The organism is Brachybacterium sp. GCM10030267 (assembly GCF_042666875.1).
GTDB lineage: Bacteria > Actinomycetota > Actinomycetes > Actinomycetales > Dermabacteraceae > Brachybacterium.
The window spans coordinates 256,288-271,298 of sequence record NZ_JBHTCX010000007.1 but is presented as its reverse complement, the minus strand read 5'-3'; the positions used below and the strand labels follow the sequence as shown (position 1 = coordinate 271,298).

The window sequence follows — 15,011 nt, the reverse complement described above, 5'->3', positions numbered from 1 at the left end:
TTCTCCTAGTTCAAATGAAGGTCAGTACTGGTCGCCGAAATCGTCGGAGTAGGACTCGATGGCCGACGGATCGAAACCGGCCGGGGAATCCTTCAGCGACAGCCCGAGGTCGGCGAGCTTGGCCTTGACCTCGTCGATGGACTTCTGCCCGAAGTTGCGGATGTCGAGCAGATCGGCCTCGGAACGGGCGGTCAGCTCACCGACGGTGTGGACGCCCTCGCGCATGAGGCAGTTGTACGAGCGCACCGTGAGGTTGAGGTCGTTGATCGGCAGTGCCAGATCGGCGGCCAGCGCCTGGTCCGTCGGCGACGGGCCGATCTCGATGCCCTCGGCCTCCTGGTTCAGCTCGCGCGCCAGGCCGAACAGCTCCACCAGCGTCTTGCCGGCCGATGCCATCGCGTCGCGCGGGCTGATGGCCGGCTTGGTCTCGACGTCGACGATCAGCTTGTCGAAGTCCGTGCGCTGCTCGACACGCGTCGCCTCGACCTTGTAGGTCACCTTCAGCACCGGCGAGTAGATGGAGTCGACCGGGACCCGACCGATCTCCGCGTCAAGGCCCTTGTTCTGCGCAGCGGAGACGTAGCCGCGACCCCGCTCGACGGTCAGCTCGATCTCCAGGCGGCCCTTCTCGTTCAGGGTCGCGATGTGGAGGTCGGGGTTGTGGATCTCCACGCCGGCGGGCGGGGTGATGTCGGCAGCGGTGACCCGGCCGGCCTCCTCGCGACGCAGGTACATCACGACCGGCTCGTCGTTCTCCGAGGAGACCACGAGGTTCTTGACGTTGAGGATGATCTCGGTGACATCCTCCTTCACGCCGGGCACGGTGCTGAACTCGTGCAGGACCCCGTCGATGCGGATCGAGGTGACCGCGGCGCCGGGGATGGAGGACAGCAGGGTGCGACGCATCGAGTTGCCGAGGGTGTAGCCGAAGCCCGGCTCGAGCGGCTCGATGACGAACCGGGAACGGTTCTCCGACACGACCTCTTCGGTCAGCGTGGGGCGCTGTGCAATGAGCACTGTGGATCCTTTCAGCGAGCGTCCGCCATATGACGCTCAGAAGGGGGCGATGGGCCTAGAGGATGAGTGGTGTCCAGGGTGCCGGGGCGGCGAGGGCCGTCCCGGCACGGGCGCCGGCCGCGCCGACGGGGCGGCGGCCCCGCGGCGGCCGGCGAGGTCAGACGCGGCGGCGCTTGGCCGGGCGGGTGCCGTTGTGCGGCTGCGGGGTGACGTCCTGGATCGAACCGACCTCGAGGCCGGCCGCGGTCAGCGAGCGGATGGCGGTCTCACGACCGGAGCCCGGGCCCTTGACGAAGACGTCGACCTTCTTCATGCCGTGCTCCTGCGCCTGGCGGGCAGCTGCCTCGGCGGCCATCTGCGCGGCGTACGGGGTCGACTTGCGCGAGCCCTTGAAGCCGACCTGCCCGGACGAAGCCCAGGAGATGACGGCGCCGACCGGGTCCGTGATGGAGACGATGGTGTTGTTGAACGTGCTCTTGATGTGGGCCTGGCCGTTGACGACGTTCTTCTTGTCCTTGCGGCGCGGCTTGCGCGCAGCGGCCTGACGGGTCTTGGTTGCCATGCGGCGGAACTCCTCTGGTGGGTTTCGGGTGCGCCGGATCCCTCAGCGGCGCGAAGTGGGTGCGGCGGAAGACGGACGCGATCCCACGGCGATGCCGTGGATCAGCGGGACTTCTTCTTGCCGGCGACGGTGCGCTTGGGGCCCTTGCGGGTGCGCGCGTTGGTCTTCGTGCGCTGACCGTGCACGGGAAGGCCGCGGCGGTGGCGCAGCCCCTGGTAGCTGCCGATCTCCACCTTGCGGCGGATGTCGGCTGCCACCTCGCGGCGGAGGTCACCCTCGACCCGGTAGTTGTTCTCGATGTGATCGCGGATCTTGACGAGATCGTCGTCAGTCAGCTCGCGCACGCGCTTGTCACCGGAGACGCCGGTTGCGGCCAGGGTCTCCAGGGCGCGGGTGCGTCCCACGCCGAAGATGTACGTCAGGGCGACCTCGAGGCGCTTCTCGCGCGGGAGGTCGACTCCCACCAGACGTGCCATGTGCATTCTCCTACTGTCTCGGAGGCCTGATCCGACACCTCGTCCTCGGGTCTGTTCCCGGGACGCCGCAGCCTCCGTACTGCGGGTGGCCGGCCCGTGGGCCGGTGGTGTCGACTCTTTACTTGTGTGTCCGGTGTCCCGGACGGTGCCCTGCACGCAGGGCGGCCGCTCAGGGGCGGCGGTGTCACGACAGTCGTCGGGACGAACGACGTGCTCCGTTCAGCCCTGCTGTGCGGTGCTGAGCTCGTGCCGCTCGGTCTCGGGGACGACTCGTTCCTCGTCGGCCCCTCCTCCTCGCAGCACGGTGCTCAACCCTGACGCTGCTTGTGACGCGGGTTCGAGCAGATGACCATGACGCGCGAGTGGCGACGGATCACCTTGCAGTTGTCACAGATCGGCTTGACGCTCGGCTTGACCTTCATAGCTTCCTTCTCCCGGGACGATCACTTGTAGCGGTAGACGATGCGGCCCCGGTCGAGGTCATAGGGGCTCAGCTCGACGACCACGCGGTCCTCGGGAAGGATACGGATGTAGTGCTGGCGCATCTTCCCGGAGATGTGCGCGAGCACCTTGTGCCCGTTGTCGAGCTCCACGCGGAAGCGCGCGTTCGCGAGCGCCTCCGTGACCGTGCCCTCGACTTCGATCACGCCGTCCTTCTTCGCCATGCCTCCCCAATCTCTCGCCACCGGCGGACCGGGGGTCGAGTTCCGCATTATCGTCTCTTGCGCACCGCCCGTCGGGTGACGAGTACGGTGGTCGATGAGGGTGGCGCCACCAGCGCGCCGTCGGCCTCACCGGCCACACGGCAGGAGCCGGTCGACGACGTCAGCACGACGGGGACTGCGCGACGGCGCTGCGGACAGCGCCGGGCCACAGCACACGATGGACATCGCGCGCGGAGCACACCCGATCGACCAGCCTACACGGCCTTTCCGGGAACCGCGATAGTCCCCGTGATGATGCCCATCACTACGCGAGGGGATCCGGGGCGGCGACGATGCCGCGCCGGGCGAGCTCGGCAGCGCCGCCGTCGGCCTCCGTCAGGACGAGCAGACCCTCATCGGTCACGGCCACGGAGTTCTCGGCGTGGGCGGCCCGGCCGCCCCCGGTGGCCCGCACCGTCCAGTCGTCGTCCTCCAGCACCCAGTCTCCCGAGCCCTGGATCAGCATCGGCTCGATGGCCAGGCACATGCCCGCCTTCACCCGCGACCCACGGGAGCGGGTGCGGTAGTTCATGACGTCGGGCGCCTGGTGCATGGCGGTCCCGATGCCGTGCCCGCCGAAGCCCTCGAGGTGGGCGAGGGACTCCCCCGCCGCCTCGGTGACGTGGTCCTCGATGGCTGCGCCGACGTCACCGACCCGGTCGGCCGAGGCGAGCGCGGCGATACCCGCCCACAGCGCCTCCCGGGTGATCCGGACCAGGTCCTCGTCCCCCACCGAGCGCGGGGCACCCACGATGTGGGTGCGGGCGGCGTCGGAGTGCCAGCCGTCGATGATCAGACCACCGTCGATGGAGACGATGTCGCCCTCGGCGAGCCGGCGCGGGCCGGGGATCCCGTGGACGACGATCTCGTTGACGCTGATGCACAGCGTCGCGGGGAACCCGTGGTAGCCGAGGAAGTTCGGTGTGGCCCCCTCGTCGCGGATCATCTCGTGGGCGAGACGATCCAGCTCGGCCGTGGTGATGCCGGGGCGGATGTTCTCCTCGAGCATCGCGTGGACACGGTCCAGCAGCAGCCCGCTGCGCCGCATCACCAGGATCTGTTCGGGGGTCTTCAGCTCCACCCGCTCGGGGAGGATGCTCATCGTGCCCTGAGCGCCTCCCGCAGCGCGACGGTGACCTCGTCGATCGGCGCCGAGCCGTCCACGCGGCGCACGAGGCCGCGGGAGTCGTAGACGTCGATCAGCGGTGCCGTCTGCTCCGCGTAGACGTCGAGGCGGCGCCGGATGGTCTCCTCGGTGTCGTCGCTGCGGCCCTGCTCGGCCCCGCGGGCGAGCAGGCGGCCGACGACCTCGTCCGTCTCGACCTCGAGCAGCAGCACCAGGTCCAGCGCGGTGCCGAGCTCGGTGAGGATCGAGTCCAGCGCCTCGACCTGGTCGAGGGTGCGCGGGTAGCCGTCCAGCAGGAAGCCGTCCCGGGCATCCGCCTCGGCCAGACGGGAGCGGACCATGTCGTTGGTGACGGAGTCGGGAACGTACTCACCGGCATCCATGTAGGACTTCGCCAGCACGCCGAGCTCGGTCTCCTGCGAGACGTTGGCGCGGAAGATGTCCCCGGTGGAGATCGCCGGGATGAACAGCTCCTCGGCGATGCGCACGGCCTGGGTGCCCTTGCCCGCCCCGGGCGGGCCCACGATCAGCAGCCGGCGGGCGGCCTGGCCGCCGTCGTCCTGCGTCGCGGTGGGGTCGGTCGAGAGGTCGGGGCTGGTCACCGGAGAATCCCTTCGTAGTGGTGCTGCTGGAGCTTCGCATCGATCTGCTTCACGGTGTCGAGGCCGACGCCGATGATGATCAGCACCGAGACCCCGCCGAGCGGGAAGTTCTGCGAGGCACCGAGGTAGACGAGTGCGAACAGCGGGATCAGCGAGATCACCGCGAGGTAGATGGCGCCGGGGGTCTGGATCCGATTGATCACGTACCGCAGGTAGTTCTCGGTGGGCTTGCCGGCGCGCACATTGGGCACGAATCCGCCGTACTTCTTCATGTTGTCGGCGATCTCCTCCGCGTTGAAGGTGATCGAGACGTAGAAGAACGCGAAGAACACGATCAGGGCCACGTAGACCAGGGCGTAGATCCAGGAGAACGATGCGCCCATCACGAGGTGGGCGTTGATCCACTGGACCCACCCGGACTCCGGGCTGCCGAAGGACGCGGCCATCTGCGGCAGCGCGAGGATCGAGGCCGCGAAGATGACCGGGATGACGCCGGCCTGGTTGACCTTGATCGGGATGTAGGTCGAGGTGCCGCCGTACATGCGCCGTCCCACCATGCGCTTGGCGTACTGCACCGGGATGCGCCGCTGGGACTGCTCGACGAAGACGATGCCGATCATGACCAGCAGCGCCACCAGGATCACCAGGGCGAACACGAGCCAGCCCTGCAGCTCCCAGATCTGCGCCATGGCGGAGGGGAACGAGGCCGCGATCGACGAGAAGATCATCAGCGACATGCCGTTGCCGATGCCGCGCTCGGTGATCATCTCGCCCATGAACATGATCAGGACGGTGCCCACCGTCATGGTCACGACCATCAGCAGCAGGGTGTGGATCGACTGATCGGGCACCAGTTCGAGCTGGCAGCCGACGAAGAACTGCCCGGAACGGACCAGCGTGATGATGGTGGTCGCCTGCAGCACGGCCAGACCGATGGTCAGATACCGCGTGTACTGCGTCAGTTTCTGGGTGCCCGAGGCCCCTTCCTTGTGGAGGGCCTCGAACCGCGGGATGACCACGCGCAGCAGCTGCACGATGATCGATGCCGTGATGTAGGGCATGACGCCCAGCGAGAAGATGGACAGCTGCAACAGCGCGCCGCCGGAGAACATGTTGACCATGCCCATCACGTTGGCGCCCTGCCCCGTCATGGCCTGATCTGCGCACACCATCACGTTGGTGTAGTCGAATCCCGGGGTGGGGATGAAGACACCGAGACGGTAGATCGCGATCATGCCGAGCGTGAAGAGGATCTTGTTCCTCAGCTCGGGGGTGCGCAGCGCGCGCACGAACGAGTTCACCAGTTTCCCTCCTGGAGGTCCGGGGACAGGACCGTTGGACGTCCCGGTCCGTCCCGGTGCCGTGTGTGTCGTACGGCCTTCGGACCGGCCCCGATATGACGACGGGGCACCGCGGCACAGATTATTCTGCGCCGCGGTGCCCCGTCAAAATGACTCACGCGGTGGTGACGGACCCGCCAGCCGCCGCGATCTTCTGCTCCGCCGAGGCGGAGAACTTCTGTGCGGTGACGTCCAGCTTGACGCTGACGTCGCCGGTGCCCAGCACCTTGACGGGCTGGTTCTTGCGCACGGCGCCCCGGGCGACGAGGTCCTCGACCGTCACGGTGCCGCCCTCGGGGAACAGCTCCTGCAGGGTCGCCAGGTTCACGACCTGGTACTCGACGCGGAAGGGGTTGGTGAAGCCGCGCAGCTTGGGCAGCCGCATGTGCAGCGGCATCTGCCCGCCCTCGAAGCCGAACGGCACCTGGTTGCGGGCCTTGGTGCCCTTGGTGCCGCGACCGGCGGTCTTGCCCTTGGAAGCCTCACCACGGCCGACGCGGGTGCGACGGGTCTTGGAGCCCGGCGCGGGGCGCAGGTCGTGGAGCTTCAGCGGAGAGCCGGAAGCGGGTCCCGTGCTCTCGGCGCTCTTGTTCTCGGTGTCGTTCATGGAGTCAGTCCACCTCTTCGACCGTCACCAGGTGGGTGACGGCGCGGATCATGCCGCGGATCTCGGGGCGGTCGTCCTTCACCGCCGTGTCACCGATGCGCTTGAGGCCGAGGCCGCGCAGGGTGGCACGCTGGGTCTGGTTGCCGCCGATGTCGGAACGGACCTGGGTGACCTTGATCTGCATCAGGCACCCACCTTCTCGGCGCGGGCCGCGGCGCGGCCTTCGGCCTGGGCCCGCAGGAGAGCCGCCGGGGCGATGTCCTCGACCGCGAGACCGCGGCGCGCGGCCACGGCTTCCGGCTCCTCGAGCTGCTTGAGCGCGTCGACGGTGGCCCGCACGATGTTGATCGCGTTGGTCGAGCCGAGCGACTTGGAGAGCACATCGTGCACTCCGGCGCACTCGAGCACGGCGCGGACCGGACCGCCGGCGATCACACCGGTACCCGGGGCGGCGGGACGCAGCAGGACGACGCCTGCCGCATCCTCACCCTGGACCTTGTGCACGACGGTGCCCTGGATGCGCGGGACGCGGAAGAAGTTCTTCTTCGCCTCCTCGACACCCTTGGAGATCGCCGAGGGGACCTCCTTGGCCTTTCCGTAGCCGACTCCGACGGTTCCGTCGCCGTCCCCGACCACCACGAGGGCGGTGAAGGAGAAGCGACGGCCGCCCTTGACGACCTTGGAGACGCGGTTGATGCTCACGACGCGCTCGAGGAATGCCGACTTCTCGGCGTCCTGACCGCGCCCGCGACCCTGACGACCGCCGCGGTCGTCGCTGCGACGGCCTCCGCGATCATCGGAGCTGCTGCTGGTGTTGGTGGAGTTGTCGCCCCGCCGGCCGGAGGCCGCGGGACCATTGTTCCGCTGCTGTGCAGCCATATTCAGATCCTCTTCTCGTCCTGTGTCCGGGGGGCGATCACAGCGCCAGGCCGGCCTCGCGAGCGCCGTCGGCGACGGCGGCCACGCGACCGTGGTACTTGTTGCCGCCGCGGTCGAACACGACGGAGTCGATCCCGGCTGCCTTGGTGCGCTCGGCGACCAGGGCGCCGACGGTGCGGGCCTTGTCCGACTTCGTGGTGGAGGCGGCGCGCAGGTCGGCCTCCATGGTCGAGGCCGACGCCAGCGTGACGCCAGCATCGTCGTCGACGACCTGCACGAAGACGTGACGGGCCGAACGGGTGACGACCAGACGCGGACGCTGGGGCGTGCCGATGACACGACGACGGACGCGCAGGTGGCGACGGCCGCGCGTACGCAGCCGGCTGCCGGGCTTGCCCTTGGTGTGCTTGAGTGCGTAACCCATGATCACTTACCAGCCTTTCCGGCCTTGCGCACCACGGTCTCGTCCGCGTACCGCACACCCTTGCCCTTGTAGGGCTCGGGCCGACGGATCTTGCGGATGTTCGCGGCGACCTCTCCCACCTGCTGCTTGTCGATGCCGCTGACCGAGAACTTGCTCGGGGTCTCGACGGTGAAGGTGATGCCCTGGGGCGCCTTCACCACGACGGGGTGGGAGAAGCCGAGGGCGAACTCGAGGTCGGTGCCCTTCGCGGTCACACGGTAGCCCGTGCCCACGATCTCCAGCTTCTTCGTAAAGCCCTCGGTGACGCCGAGGACCATGTTGTTGATGAGAGTGCGGGTCAGGCCGTGAAGCGACCTGTTCTCGCGCTCGTCGTCGGGGCGGCTCACCACGATGGCGCCGGACTCATCGCGCTCGACGGCGATGGGCTCGGGCACGACGTGCTTCAGCTCGCCCTTGGGACCGGTCACCGTGACGGTGCGGTCTTCGATGGTGACGTTCTGCACGGCCGCCGGAACGGGAACCGGGCGGACTCCGATGCGGGACATAGTGTTTCTCCTCTCCCGCTCACCAGATGTAGGCGAGGACTTCCCCACCTACACCCTTCTTGGCTGCCTGCCGGTCGGTCAGGAGGCCGGAGGACGTGGACAGGATCGCCACGCCCAGGCCGCCGAGGACCTTGGGCAGATTGGTGGACTTCGCGTACACACGCAGGCCGGGCTTCGAGACGCGGCGCACCCCGGAGATGGCGCGCTCACGGCTGTCGGAGTACTTCAGCTCGAGGACGAGCTTCTTGCCCACCTCGGCCTCCTCCTCGTGCCAGCCGAGGATGTAGCCCTCGGCCTTCAGGATGTCCGCGATACGGCTCTTCAACTTCGAATACGGCATGGACGCGCTCTCGTGGTACGCCCCTGAGGCGTTACGGATGCGCGTGAGCATGTCCGCGATCGGGTCGGTCATGGTCATGTCTGTTGCTTCTTCCTCACCTGGTTTCCCGCGGCATCATCGCTGTGCCCCGGGACCTCTGGCGGTAGTCCTTACCAGCTGCTCTTGGTGACGCCGGGGAGCTCACCACGGTGAGCCATGTCGCGAAGGCAGACTCGGCAGAGGCCGAACTTGCGGTACACGGAGTGCGGGCGGCCGCAACGCTGGCACCGGGAGTAAGCGCGCACGGCGAACTTCGGCTTGCGCTCCGACTTCTTGATCAGGGCTGTCTTGGCCATATCAGTTCTCCTTGAAGGGGAAGCCGAGCAGCTTCAGCAGCGCGCGTCCCTCGTCGTCGGTCTTCGCGGTGGTCACGACCGTGATGTCCATACCGCGGACGCGGTCGATCTTGTCCTGGTCGATCTCGTGGAACATGACCTGCTCCGTGAGGCCGAACGTGTAGTTGCCGTTGCCGTCGAAGTGCTTCGGCGACAGACCACGGAAGTCGCGGATGCGCGGCAGAGCGGTCGACAGCAGCCGGTCCAGGAATTCCCACATGCGAGCGCCACGGAGGGTGACGTGCGCACCGATCGGCATTCCCTCACGCAGCTTGAACTGCGCGATCGACTTGCGGGCCTTGGTGACCTGCGGCTTCTGTCCGGTGATGGCGGCGAGGTCGCGCACGGCGCCGTCGATGACCTTGGAGTCGCGAGCGGCGTCGCCGACGCCCATGTTCACGACGATCTTGGTCAGACCGGGCACCAGCATGACGTTCTCGTAACCGAACTGGTCGGTCAGCTCCGCCTTGATGGTCTCGTTGTACCGGGCCTTCAGGCGCGGGGTGGGCGCCTGGATAGCAGTCTCGCTCATCAGATGTCCTTCCCGGAGCGCTTGGCGAAGCGGACGCGCACCTGCTTGGAGCGGCCGTTCTCGAGCTCGAGGGTCTCGACGCGGTAGCCGACCTTGGTCGGCTTGTTGTCCTCCGGGTCGACCAGAGCCACGTTGGAGATGTGGATGGGGGCCTCGCGCTGCTCGATGCCGCCCGCGCCACCGGCCTGGTTGGGCTTGATGTGGTGGGTGCGGCGGTTGATGCCCTCGACGAGCACGCGCTCGGTATCGGGGAACACCTGCAGGACGCGGCCCTGCTTGCCCTTGTCGCCGGCCTCGAGGCCACGTGCGGCGACCTTGTCGGCGTCGCTCGTGCGGCCGGTGATGACCTGGACGAGGTCGCCCTTCTTGATCTTCATCTTTGCCATGTCACAGCACCTCCGGTGCCAGCGAGATGATCTTCATGAAGCGCTTGTCGCGCAGTTCGCGCCCGACGGGGCCGAAGATGCGCGTTCCGCGCGGCTCGCCATCGGCCTTGAGGATCACCGCCGCGTTCTCGTCGAAGCGGATGTAGGACCCGTCGGCGCGCCGACGCTCCTTGGACGTACGGACGACGACAGCCTTGATGACATCGCCCTTCTTGACGTTGCCACCGGGGATGGCGTCCTTGACGGTCGCCACGATGGTGTCGCCGATGCTGGCGTAACGGCGACCGGAGCCACCGAGAACACGGATGCAGAGAATCTCCTTGGCACCTGTGTTGTCGGCGACCTTCAGTCGCGACTCCTGCTGAATCACTCGTTCTCCTATCGTCTCACCGGTTCTCTTCCGGTCCGCGGGAGCGGGCCGGCCGAGCCTGGCGGAACGGAATATGGACCATGCCCGGACGTCCGCCCAGGTCACGAACGTGGCCATGAGCATCACCGGCGGCGGGCTCCGGGCACCAAAAAACCCTCGGCCGGACTCAGGCACTAGCGTGGAGAACGCCTCAGCGTTCGCTTCTCGTGCGAGGTCTCCGGCGAGGACGGATCTGGTGCTTCCGGATCCTGCCGCGGACTCCCGATCCCGCACTCACCGCGAGGGCTGGTGGGCATGGTCGTCCGGCAACCGTTCAAGACTACGTCCCCGCAGCAGTCGCTGTCACCCCATGCGAGCCCTGCGAAGGGTGTGGGCTTGCTCTCCCGCCGCCCCTACACTCGATCCATGATCGACATCGATGTGGCACGACGACTCAAGGACGCGGGGCTGCCCTGGGAACCGGCGGACGGCGACCTGTTCTCGATCGACACCGAGCTGCTGCGCGACGAGGCGTTCATGCTCTCCCCGATGGTGGTCGAGCGGGGCATCAGCCGGTCGGGCCAGCATGTCTTCCGCTTCAACGGCACCACCGAGTGGGCGCTGGACACGGTCGAGCAGCACGAGGCCATCTGGATTCCCCGCGAGGAGCAGCTCCGCGATGCGCTCGGCGACGCCTTCGTGTCGCTGCACCGGGAGCAGTCGGGCGCCTACGTGGTGAGGTTCGCGCCGGCGGGCGACGCCGACCCTGGCAGCGGTGCTGCACCTGGCACCGATACCGACGCTGACCCTGGCGCTGGCGCCGGCACTGGCACTGGCACTGGCACTGCACTCGGTGCCGATGCTGACGCCGGTGGCCTGCGCGAGGTCCGGGCACCTCATGCTGAGGACGCCTACGCGGGCGCGCTCCTGACCCGTCTCACGCGCGCCTGAGCGTCTCGCGCTCCTGACCCGACCCGCGCGCGCCTGACCGTCTCACGCGCGCCTGATCCGTCCCTCGGCCACCACCACTGCCGTATACGGGCACTCGGGCGACGACCGTCCGGCGACACGCGGGCTCGTTCCACTGATCCGTTGCAGTGACGAGACGAATCAGTGGAACGGAGGCGCGACGTACCGGAGCGCCCGACGGGCGGGCCCGGGCGCAGCGGACTCCGGCAGCAGCCCGGACACGCCAGCCCCTGACGCAGCGGCCCCGGGTATAGCGAAAGGGCCGGCCTCCCCCAGGGGGAAGGCCGACCCTTCACGTCGATCCTGCTGCGGTCACGAGGACCGCTGGATCACTTGGCTCGCTCGAGGATCTCGACCAGGCGCCACCGCTTGGAGGCGGAGAGCGGTCGGGTCTCCATGATGAGGACACGGTCGCCGATACCGGCGGTGTTCTCCTCGTCGTGGGCCTTGAACTTGCTCGTCTTGGTCGTGACCTTGCCGTAGCGAGCGTGCTTGACGCGCTCCTCGACCTCGACGACGACGGTCTTGTCCATCTTGTCGGAGACCACGAAGCCGCGGACGGTCTTGCGGTACGGGCGCTCATGGGACGACGCGTGCGCGCCTTCCTTGTCGAGCACCTCGACCTCGTCGACGGCCGGGGCCTCGGCCTTGCTGTTCTCAGTCATGTCTGTTCCTCGCTTCGCGGTCACTCGGCGGCGCCGGGCGCCTGTCGGATGCCCAGCTCGCGCTCGCGCAGGATCGTGTAGATCCGTGCGATGTCCTTCTTGACGGACCGCAGGCGGCCGGAGCTCTCGAGCTGACCGGTGGCGGACTGGAAACGGAGCTTGAACAGCTCGTCCTTCGCCTTCGCCAGCTCGTCGGCCAGCTTGGCGTCGTCCAGCTTGTCCAGTTCATCGGCGGTGAGCTTGGTCGCTGCCATCAGATGTCACCACCCTCTCGGCTCAGAATGCGGCACTTCATGGGGAGCTTGTGCATCGCCAGGCGCAGCGCCTCGCGCGACACTTCCTCGGACACGCCCGCGACCTCGAAGAGGACACGGCCGGGCTTGATGTTGGCGACCCACCACTCGACCGAACCCTTACCGGAGCCCATGCGGACCTCGGCAGGCTTCTTGGTCAGCGGCCGGTCGGGGTAGATGTTGATGTACACCTTGCCGCCACGCTTCATGTAGCGCGTCATGGCGATTCGTGCCGCCTCGATCTGACGGTTGGTGACGTAGGCCGGCGCGAGCGCCTGGATGCCGTAGTCGCCGAACGCCAGCTCGGTGCCGCCCTTGGCCATGCCGCTGCGGGTCGGGTGGTGCTGCTTGCGGTGCTTGGTCCTGCGGGGGATCAGCATGTCGCTCAGGCCTCCGTTCCGGACTGCTGTGCGGGAGCGGACGCCGGCTGCTCCGTGGGGGCGGCGGCCGGAGCGGCAGCCTGGGCTGCTCCCTCGGTGCTGCCACCCTCACGACGGGCGTTGGCGTTGCGCTCGTTGCGACGGCCGCGCGGGCGCTCGGCACGGGGGCCGCGGCCGCCGGAGCGGGGACCCTGCGTGGCGGCCTGGGCCGCGAGCTCCTTGGCGGTGACGTCGCCCTTGTAGATCCACACCTTCACGCCGATGCGGCCGAAGGCGGTGCGGGCCTCGTAGAAGCCGTAGTCGATGTTCGCGCGGAGGGTGTGCAGCGGCACGCGCCCCTCGCGGTAGAACTCGTTGCGGCTCATCTCGGCGCCGCCGAGGCGGCCGGAGACGGCCACTCGGATGCCCTTCGCGCCGGCGCGCTGCGCGGACTGCATGCCCTTGCGCATCGCACGACGGAAGGAGACGCGGGCGGCGAGCTGCTCGGCGATGCCCTGGGCGACCAGCTGAGCGTCGTTCTCGGGGTTCTTGACCTCGAGGATGTTCAGCTGGATCTGCTTGCCGGTGAGCTTCTCCAGCTCGCCGCGCAGACGCTCGGCCTCGGCACCCCGGCGCCCGATGACGATGCCCGGGCGGGCGGTGTGGAGGTCGACGCGGACACGATCACGGGTGCGCTCGATCTCGACCTTGGAGATGCCGGCGCGCTCGAGCCCCTTGGACATGAGCTTGCGGATCGCGACGTCTTCCTTCACGTAGTCGCGATAACGCTGACCCTCCTTGGAGGAGTCGGCGAACCACCGGCTGCTGTGCTCCGTGGTGATCCCGAGGCGGAACCCGTTCGGATTGACCTTCTGGCCCATTCGGGACTCCTTACTTGTTCACGGGAGCGACCACCACGGTGACGTGGCTGGTGCGCTTCTTGATCTGGAAGGCTCGACCCTGTGCGCGCGGCTGGAACCGCTTCATGGTCGGGCCCTCATCGACGAATGCGGAGGAGACGACGAGTTCGCGCTCATCGAAGCGCTCCCCCGCCTGATCTGCCTTCACCCGCGCGTTGGCGATCGCGGACTCGACGAGCTTGAGGACGGGCTCGCTGGCTCCCTGCGGGGCGAACCGCAGAGTGTCCAGGGCCTCGGCCGTGCTCTTGCCACGAATCAGGTCCACAACGCGGCGAGCCTTCATGGGCGACATGCGGAGGTACCGCACCTGCGCCTTGGCTTCCATTGCTGTCCTGCTTTCTTCGGATTGCTGATGGTGCTGCCGCGTGACCGAGGTCAGCGGCGGCGGCCCTTCTTGTCGTCCTTCTCGTGGCCCTTGAAAGTCCGCGTGGGAGCGAACTCGCCGAGCTTGTGGCCGACCATGGCCTCGGTGACGAACACCGTGACGTGCTTGCGGCCGTCGTGCACTGCGAAGGTGTGGCCGAGGAAGTCCGGCGTGATGACCGAACGACGCGACCAGGTCTTGATGAGGTTCTTGGTGCCCTTCTCGTTCTGAGCGTCCACCTTCTTCTGGAGGTGATCGTCGACGAACGGGCCCTTGGCGATACTGCGAGGCATAGTCTGTGGTTCTCCCTATCAGCGCTTCTTGCCGGTCCGGCGGCGGCGCACGATGAGCTTGTCGCTCTCCTTGCCGGGTCGCCGGGTACGGCCCTCGGGCTGACCCCAGGGCGACACCGGATGCCGACCACCGGAGGTGCGGCCCTCGCCGCCGCCGTGCGGGTGGTCGATGGGGTTCATGACGACGCCACGCACGTGAGGGCGCTTGCCCTTCCAGCGCATGCGGCCGGCCTTGCCCCAGTTGATGTTGGACTGCTCCGCGTTGCCGACCTCACCGATGGTGGCGCGGCAGCGGGCATCGACGTTGCGGATCTCGCCGGACGGCATGCGCAGCTGCGCGTACGGTCCTTCCTTGGCGACCAGCTGCACGGAGGCGCCGGCGCTGCGGGCGATCTTGGCACCGCCGCCGGGGCGCAGCTCGATCGCATGGATCACGGTGCCCAGCGGGATGTTGCGCAGCGGCAGGTTGTTGCCGGGCTTGATGTCCGACTCCGGACCGTTCTCGATCCAGTCGCCCTGACGCAGCTTCGCCGGGGCGAGGATGTAGCGCTTCTCGCCGTCGGTGTAGTGCAGCAGCGCGATGCGCGCGGTGCGGTTGGGGTCGTACTCGATGTGCGCGACCTTGGCACCGACGCCGTCCTTGTCGTGGCGACGGAAGTCGATGACACGGTAGGCACGCTTGTGGCCGCCGCCCCGGTGACGGGAGGTGATGCGGCCGTTGCTGTTGCGCCCGCCCGACTTGGACAGCGGGCGGACCAGCGACTTCTCAGGGGTGTCGCGGGTGACCTCGACGAAGTCGGCGCCACTCGAGCCGCGACGACCGGGCGTGGTCGGCTTGCTCTTACGAATTGCCATGTGGGTTTCCCTCAGACTCTCTTCGGCTCC

The 15,011-nt window shown here is 67.9% G+C and carries 26 protein-coding genes; 1 reads left to right on the top strand and 25 read right to left on the bottom strand.

The annotated features are described in order from the left end of the window. Positions 1-21: 21 nt before the first annotated feature. From ACFQS2_RS06585 to rplN, 18 genes are all read right to left on the bottom strand, one after another. Positions 22-1,017: a DNA-directed RNA polymerase subunit alpha gene (locus ACFQS2_RS06585; protein ID WP_377019962.1), complete on the bottom strand. Its 996-nt coding sequence runs from the start codon at positions 1,015-1,017 to the stop codon at positions 22-24. 157 nt (positions 1,018-1,174) lie between these two features. Continuing rightward, complete coding sequence (rpsK, locus tag ACFQS2_RS06580) at positions 1,175-1,579, bottom strand: 30S ribosomal protein S11 (protein ID WP_377019963.1); 405 nt, start codon at positions 1,577-1,579, stop codon at positions 1,175-1,177. A gap of 101 nt (positions 1,580-1,680) precedes the next feature. After that, positions 1,681-2,055 (bottom strand): 30S ribosomal protein S13, encoded by a 375-nt coding sequence (gene rpsM / locus ACFQS2_RS06575; RefSeq protein ID WP_377019964.1) that lies wholly within the window; start codon positions 2,053-2,055, stop codon positions 1,681-1,683. A 308-nt stretch (positions 2,056-2,363) separates the two neighbouring features. After that, positions 2,364-2,477, bottom strand: coding sequence for a 50S ribosomal protein L36 (gene rpmJ / locus ACFQS2_RS06570; RefSeq protein WP_010532506.1), 114 nt, complete (start codon positions 2,475-2,477; stop codon positions 2,364-2,366). A gap of 21 nt (positions 2,478-2,498) precedes the next feature. Further along, positions 2,499-2,720: a translation initiation factor IF-1 gene (infA, locus tag ACFQS2_RS06565; RefSeq protein WP_010532507.1), complete on the bottom strand. Its 222-nt coding sequence runs from the start codon at positions 2,718-2,720 to the stop codon at positions 2,499-2,501. Between the two features lie 304 nt (positions 2,721-3,024). Further along, positions 3,025-3,861 (bottom strand): type I methionyl aminopeptidase, encoded by an 837-nt coding sequence (map, locus tag ACFQS2_RS06560; RefSeq protein WP_377019965.1) that lies wholly within the window; start codon positions 3,859-3,861, stop codon positions 3,025-3,027. After that, positions 3,858-4,487 carry an adenylate kinase gene (locus ACFQS2_RS06555; RefSeq protein ID WP_377019966.1) on the bottom strand — a complete coding sequence of 210 codons (630 nt, stop codon included), beginning with the start codon at positions 4,485-4,487 and terminating at the stop codon, positions 3,858-3,860. The genes map and ACFQS2_RS06555 overlap by 4 nt, the downstream gene beginning before the upstream one ends. Continuing rightward, on the bottom strand, positions 4,484-5,788 hold the full coding sequence (secY, locus tag ACFQS2_RS06550; RefSeq protein ID WP_377793090.1) for a preprotein translocase subunit SecY: 1,305 nt from the start codon (positions 5,786-5,788) through the stop codon (positions 4,484-4,486). The genes ACFQS2_RS06555 and secY overlap by 4 nt, the downstream gene beginning before the upstream one ends. Before the next feature lie 154 nt (positions 5,789-5,942). Beyond that, complete coding sequence (gene rplO / locus ACFQS2_RS06545; RefSeq protein ID WP_377019970.1) at positions 5,943-6,434, bottom strand: 50S ribosomal protein L15; 492 nt, start codon at positions 6,432-6,434, stop codon at positions 5,943-5,945. A gap of 4 nt (positions 6,435-6,438) precedes the next feature. Beyond that, positions 6,439-6,621, bottom strand: a complete 183-nt coding sequence (gene rpmD / locus ACFQS2_RS06540) for a 50S ribosomal protein L30 (RefSeq protein ID WP_377020017.1) — start codon at positions 6,619-6,621, stop codon at positions 6,439-6,441. Then, the gene (rpsE, locus tag ACFQS2_RS06535) at positions 6,618-7,313 is read right to left on the bottom strand and encodes a 30S ribosomal protein S5 (protein WP_377019971.1); all 696 of its coding nucleotides are present in this window, start codon (positions 7,311-7,313) and stop codon (positions 6,618-6,620) included. The genes rpmD and rpsE overlap by 4 nt, the downstream gene beginning before the upstream one ends. A gap of 37 nt (positions 7,314-7,350) precedes the next feature. Then, entirely contained in the window at positions 7,351-7,737 is a 387-nt protein-coding gene (gene rplR / locus ACFQS2_RS06530; protein ID WP_377019973.1) for a 50S ribosomal protein L18, read from the bottom strand. Positions 7,738-7,739: 2 nt separating this feature from the next. Next, complete coding sequence (gene rplF, locus ACFQS2_RS06525) at positions 7,740-8,282, bottom strand: 50S ribosomal protein L6 (RefSeq protein ID WP_377793089.1); 543 nt, start codon at positions 8,280-8,282, stop codon at positions 7,740-7,742. A gap of 19 nt (positions 8,283-8,301) precedes the next feature. After that, positions 8,302-8,700, bottom strand: coding sequence for a 30S ribosomal protein S8 (rpsH, locus tag ACFQS2_RS06520; RefSeq protein WP_377019976.1), 399 nt, complete (start codon positions 8,698-8,700; stop codon positions 8,302-8,304). A gap of 71 nt (positions 8,701-8,771) precedes the next feature. Beyond that, positions 8,772-8,957 (bottom strand): type Z 30S ribosomal protein S14, encoded by a 186-nt coding sequence (locus ACFQS2_RS06515; RefSeq protein WP_377019977.1) that lies wholly within the window; start codon positions 8,955-8,957, stop codon positions 8,772-8,774. A 1-nt stretch (position 8,958) separates the two neighbouring features. Beyond that, positions 8,959-9,528 (bottom strand): 50S ribosomal protein L5, encoded by a 570-nt coding sequence (rplE, locus tag ACFQS2_RS06510; protein WP_377019978.1) that lies wholly within the window; start codon positions 9,526-9,528, stop codon positions 8,959-8,961. Continuing rightward, positions 9,528-9,914 carry a 50S ribosomal protein L24 gene (gene rplX / locus ACFQS2_RS06505; RefSeq protein WP_377019979.1) on the bottom strand — a complete coding sequence of 129 codons (387 nt, stop codon included), beginning with the start codon at positions 9,912-9,914 and terminating at the stop codon, positions 9,528-9,530. Before rplX ends, rplE begins: the two co-directional genes overlap by 1 nt. Before the next feature lies 1 nt (position 9,915). Then, on the bottom strand, positions 9,916-10,284 hold the full coding sequence (gene rplN / locus ACFQS2_RS06500; protein ID WP_193116799.1) for a 50S ribosomal protein L14: 369 nt from the start codon (positions 10,282-10,284) through the stop codon (positions 9,916-9,918). A gap of 405 nt (positions 10,285-10,689) precedes the next feature. Between rplN and ACFQS2_RS06495 the strand changes: the two genes are divergently transcribed. Further along, a complete protein-coding gene (locus ACFQS2_RS06495) occupies positions 10,690-11,214 on the top strand; it encodes a hypothetical protein (RefSeq protein WP_377019980.1) in 525 nt (174 codons plus the stop codon). Positions 11,215-11,561: 347 nt separating this feature from the next. Here the strand turns inward: ACFQS2_RS06495 and rpsQ are convergent, their stop codons facing one another. Genes rpsQ through rplB form a run of 7 tightly spaced genes read right to left on the bottom strand, consistent with a single transcriptional unit; the run spans position 11,562 to position 14,981 of the window. Next, the gene (gene rpsQ, locus ACFQS2_RS06490) at positions 11,562-11,897 is read right to left on the bottom strand and encodes a 30S ribosomal protein S17 (RefSeq protein ID WP_377019981.1); all 336 of its coding nucleotides are present in this window, start codon (positions 11,895-11,897) and stop codon (positions 11,562-11,564) included. Between the two features lie 20 nt (positions 11,898-11,917). Further along, positions 11,918-12,151: a 50S ribosomal protein L29 gene (gene rpmC / locus ACFQS2_RS06485; protein WP_377019982.1), complete on the bottom strand. Its 234-nt coding sequence runs from the start codon at positions 12,149-12,151 to the stop codon at positions 11,918-11,920. Further along, a complete protein-coding gene (rplP, locus tag ACFQS2_RS06480) occupies positions 12,151-12,570 on the bottom strand; it encodes a 50S ribosomal protein L16 (RefSeq protein ID WP_377019983.1) in 420 nt (139 codons plus the stop codon). Before rplP ends, rpmC begins: the two co-directional genes overlap by 1 nt. 5 nt (positions 12,571-12,575) lie before the next feature. Then, positions 12,576-13,430, bottom strand: a complete 855-nt coding sequence (gene rpsC, locus ACFQS2_RS06475; RefSeq protein ID WP_377019985.1) for a 30S ribosomal protein S3 — start codon at positions 13,428-13,430, stop codon at positions 12,576-12,578. A 10-nt stretch (positions 13,431-13,440) separates the two neighbouring features. Further along, positions 13,441-13,794 (bottom strand): 50S ribosomal protein L22, encoded by a 354-nt coding sequence (rplV, locus tag ACFQS2_RS06470; protein ID WP_377019986.1) that lies wholly within the window; start codon positions 13,792-13,794, stop codon positions 13,441-13,443. Positions 13,795-13,844: 50 nt separating this feature from the next. Further along, a complete protein-coding gene (rpsS, locus tag ACFQS2_RS06465) occupies positions 13,845-14,126 on the bottom strand; it encodes a 30S ribosomal protein S19 (RefSeq protein ID WP_377019987.1) in 282 nt (93 codons plus the stop codon). Between the two features lie 18 nt (positions 14,127-14,144). Next, positions 14,145-14,981, bottom strand: a complete 837-nt coding sequence (gene rplB / locus ACFQS2_RS06460; protein WP_377019988.1) for a 50S ribosomal protein L2 — start codon at positions 14,979-14,981, stop codon at positions 14,145-14,147. Between the last annotated feature and the right edge of the window lie 30 nt (positions 14,982-15,011).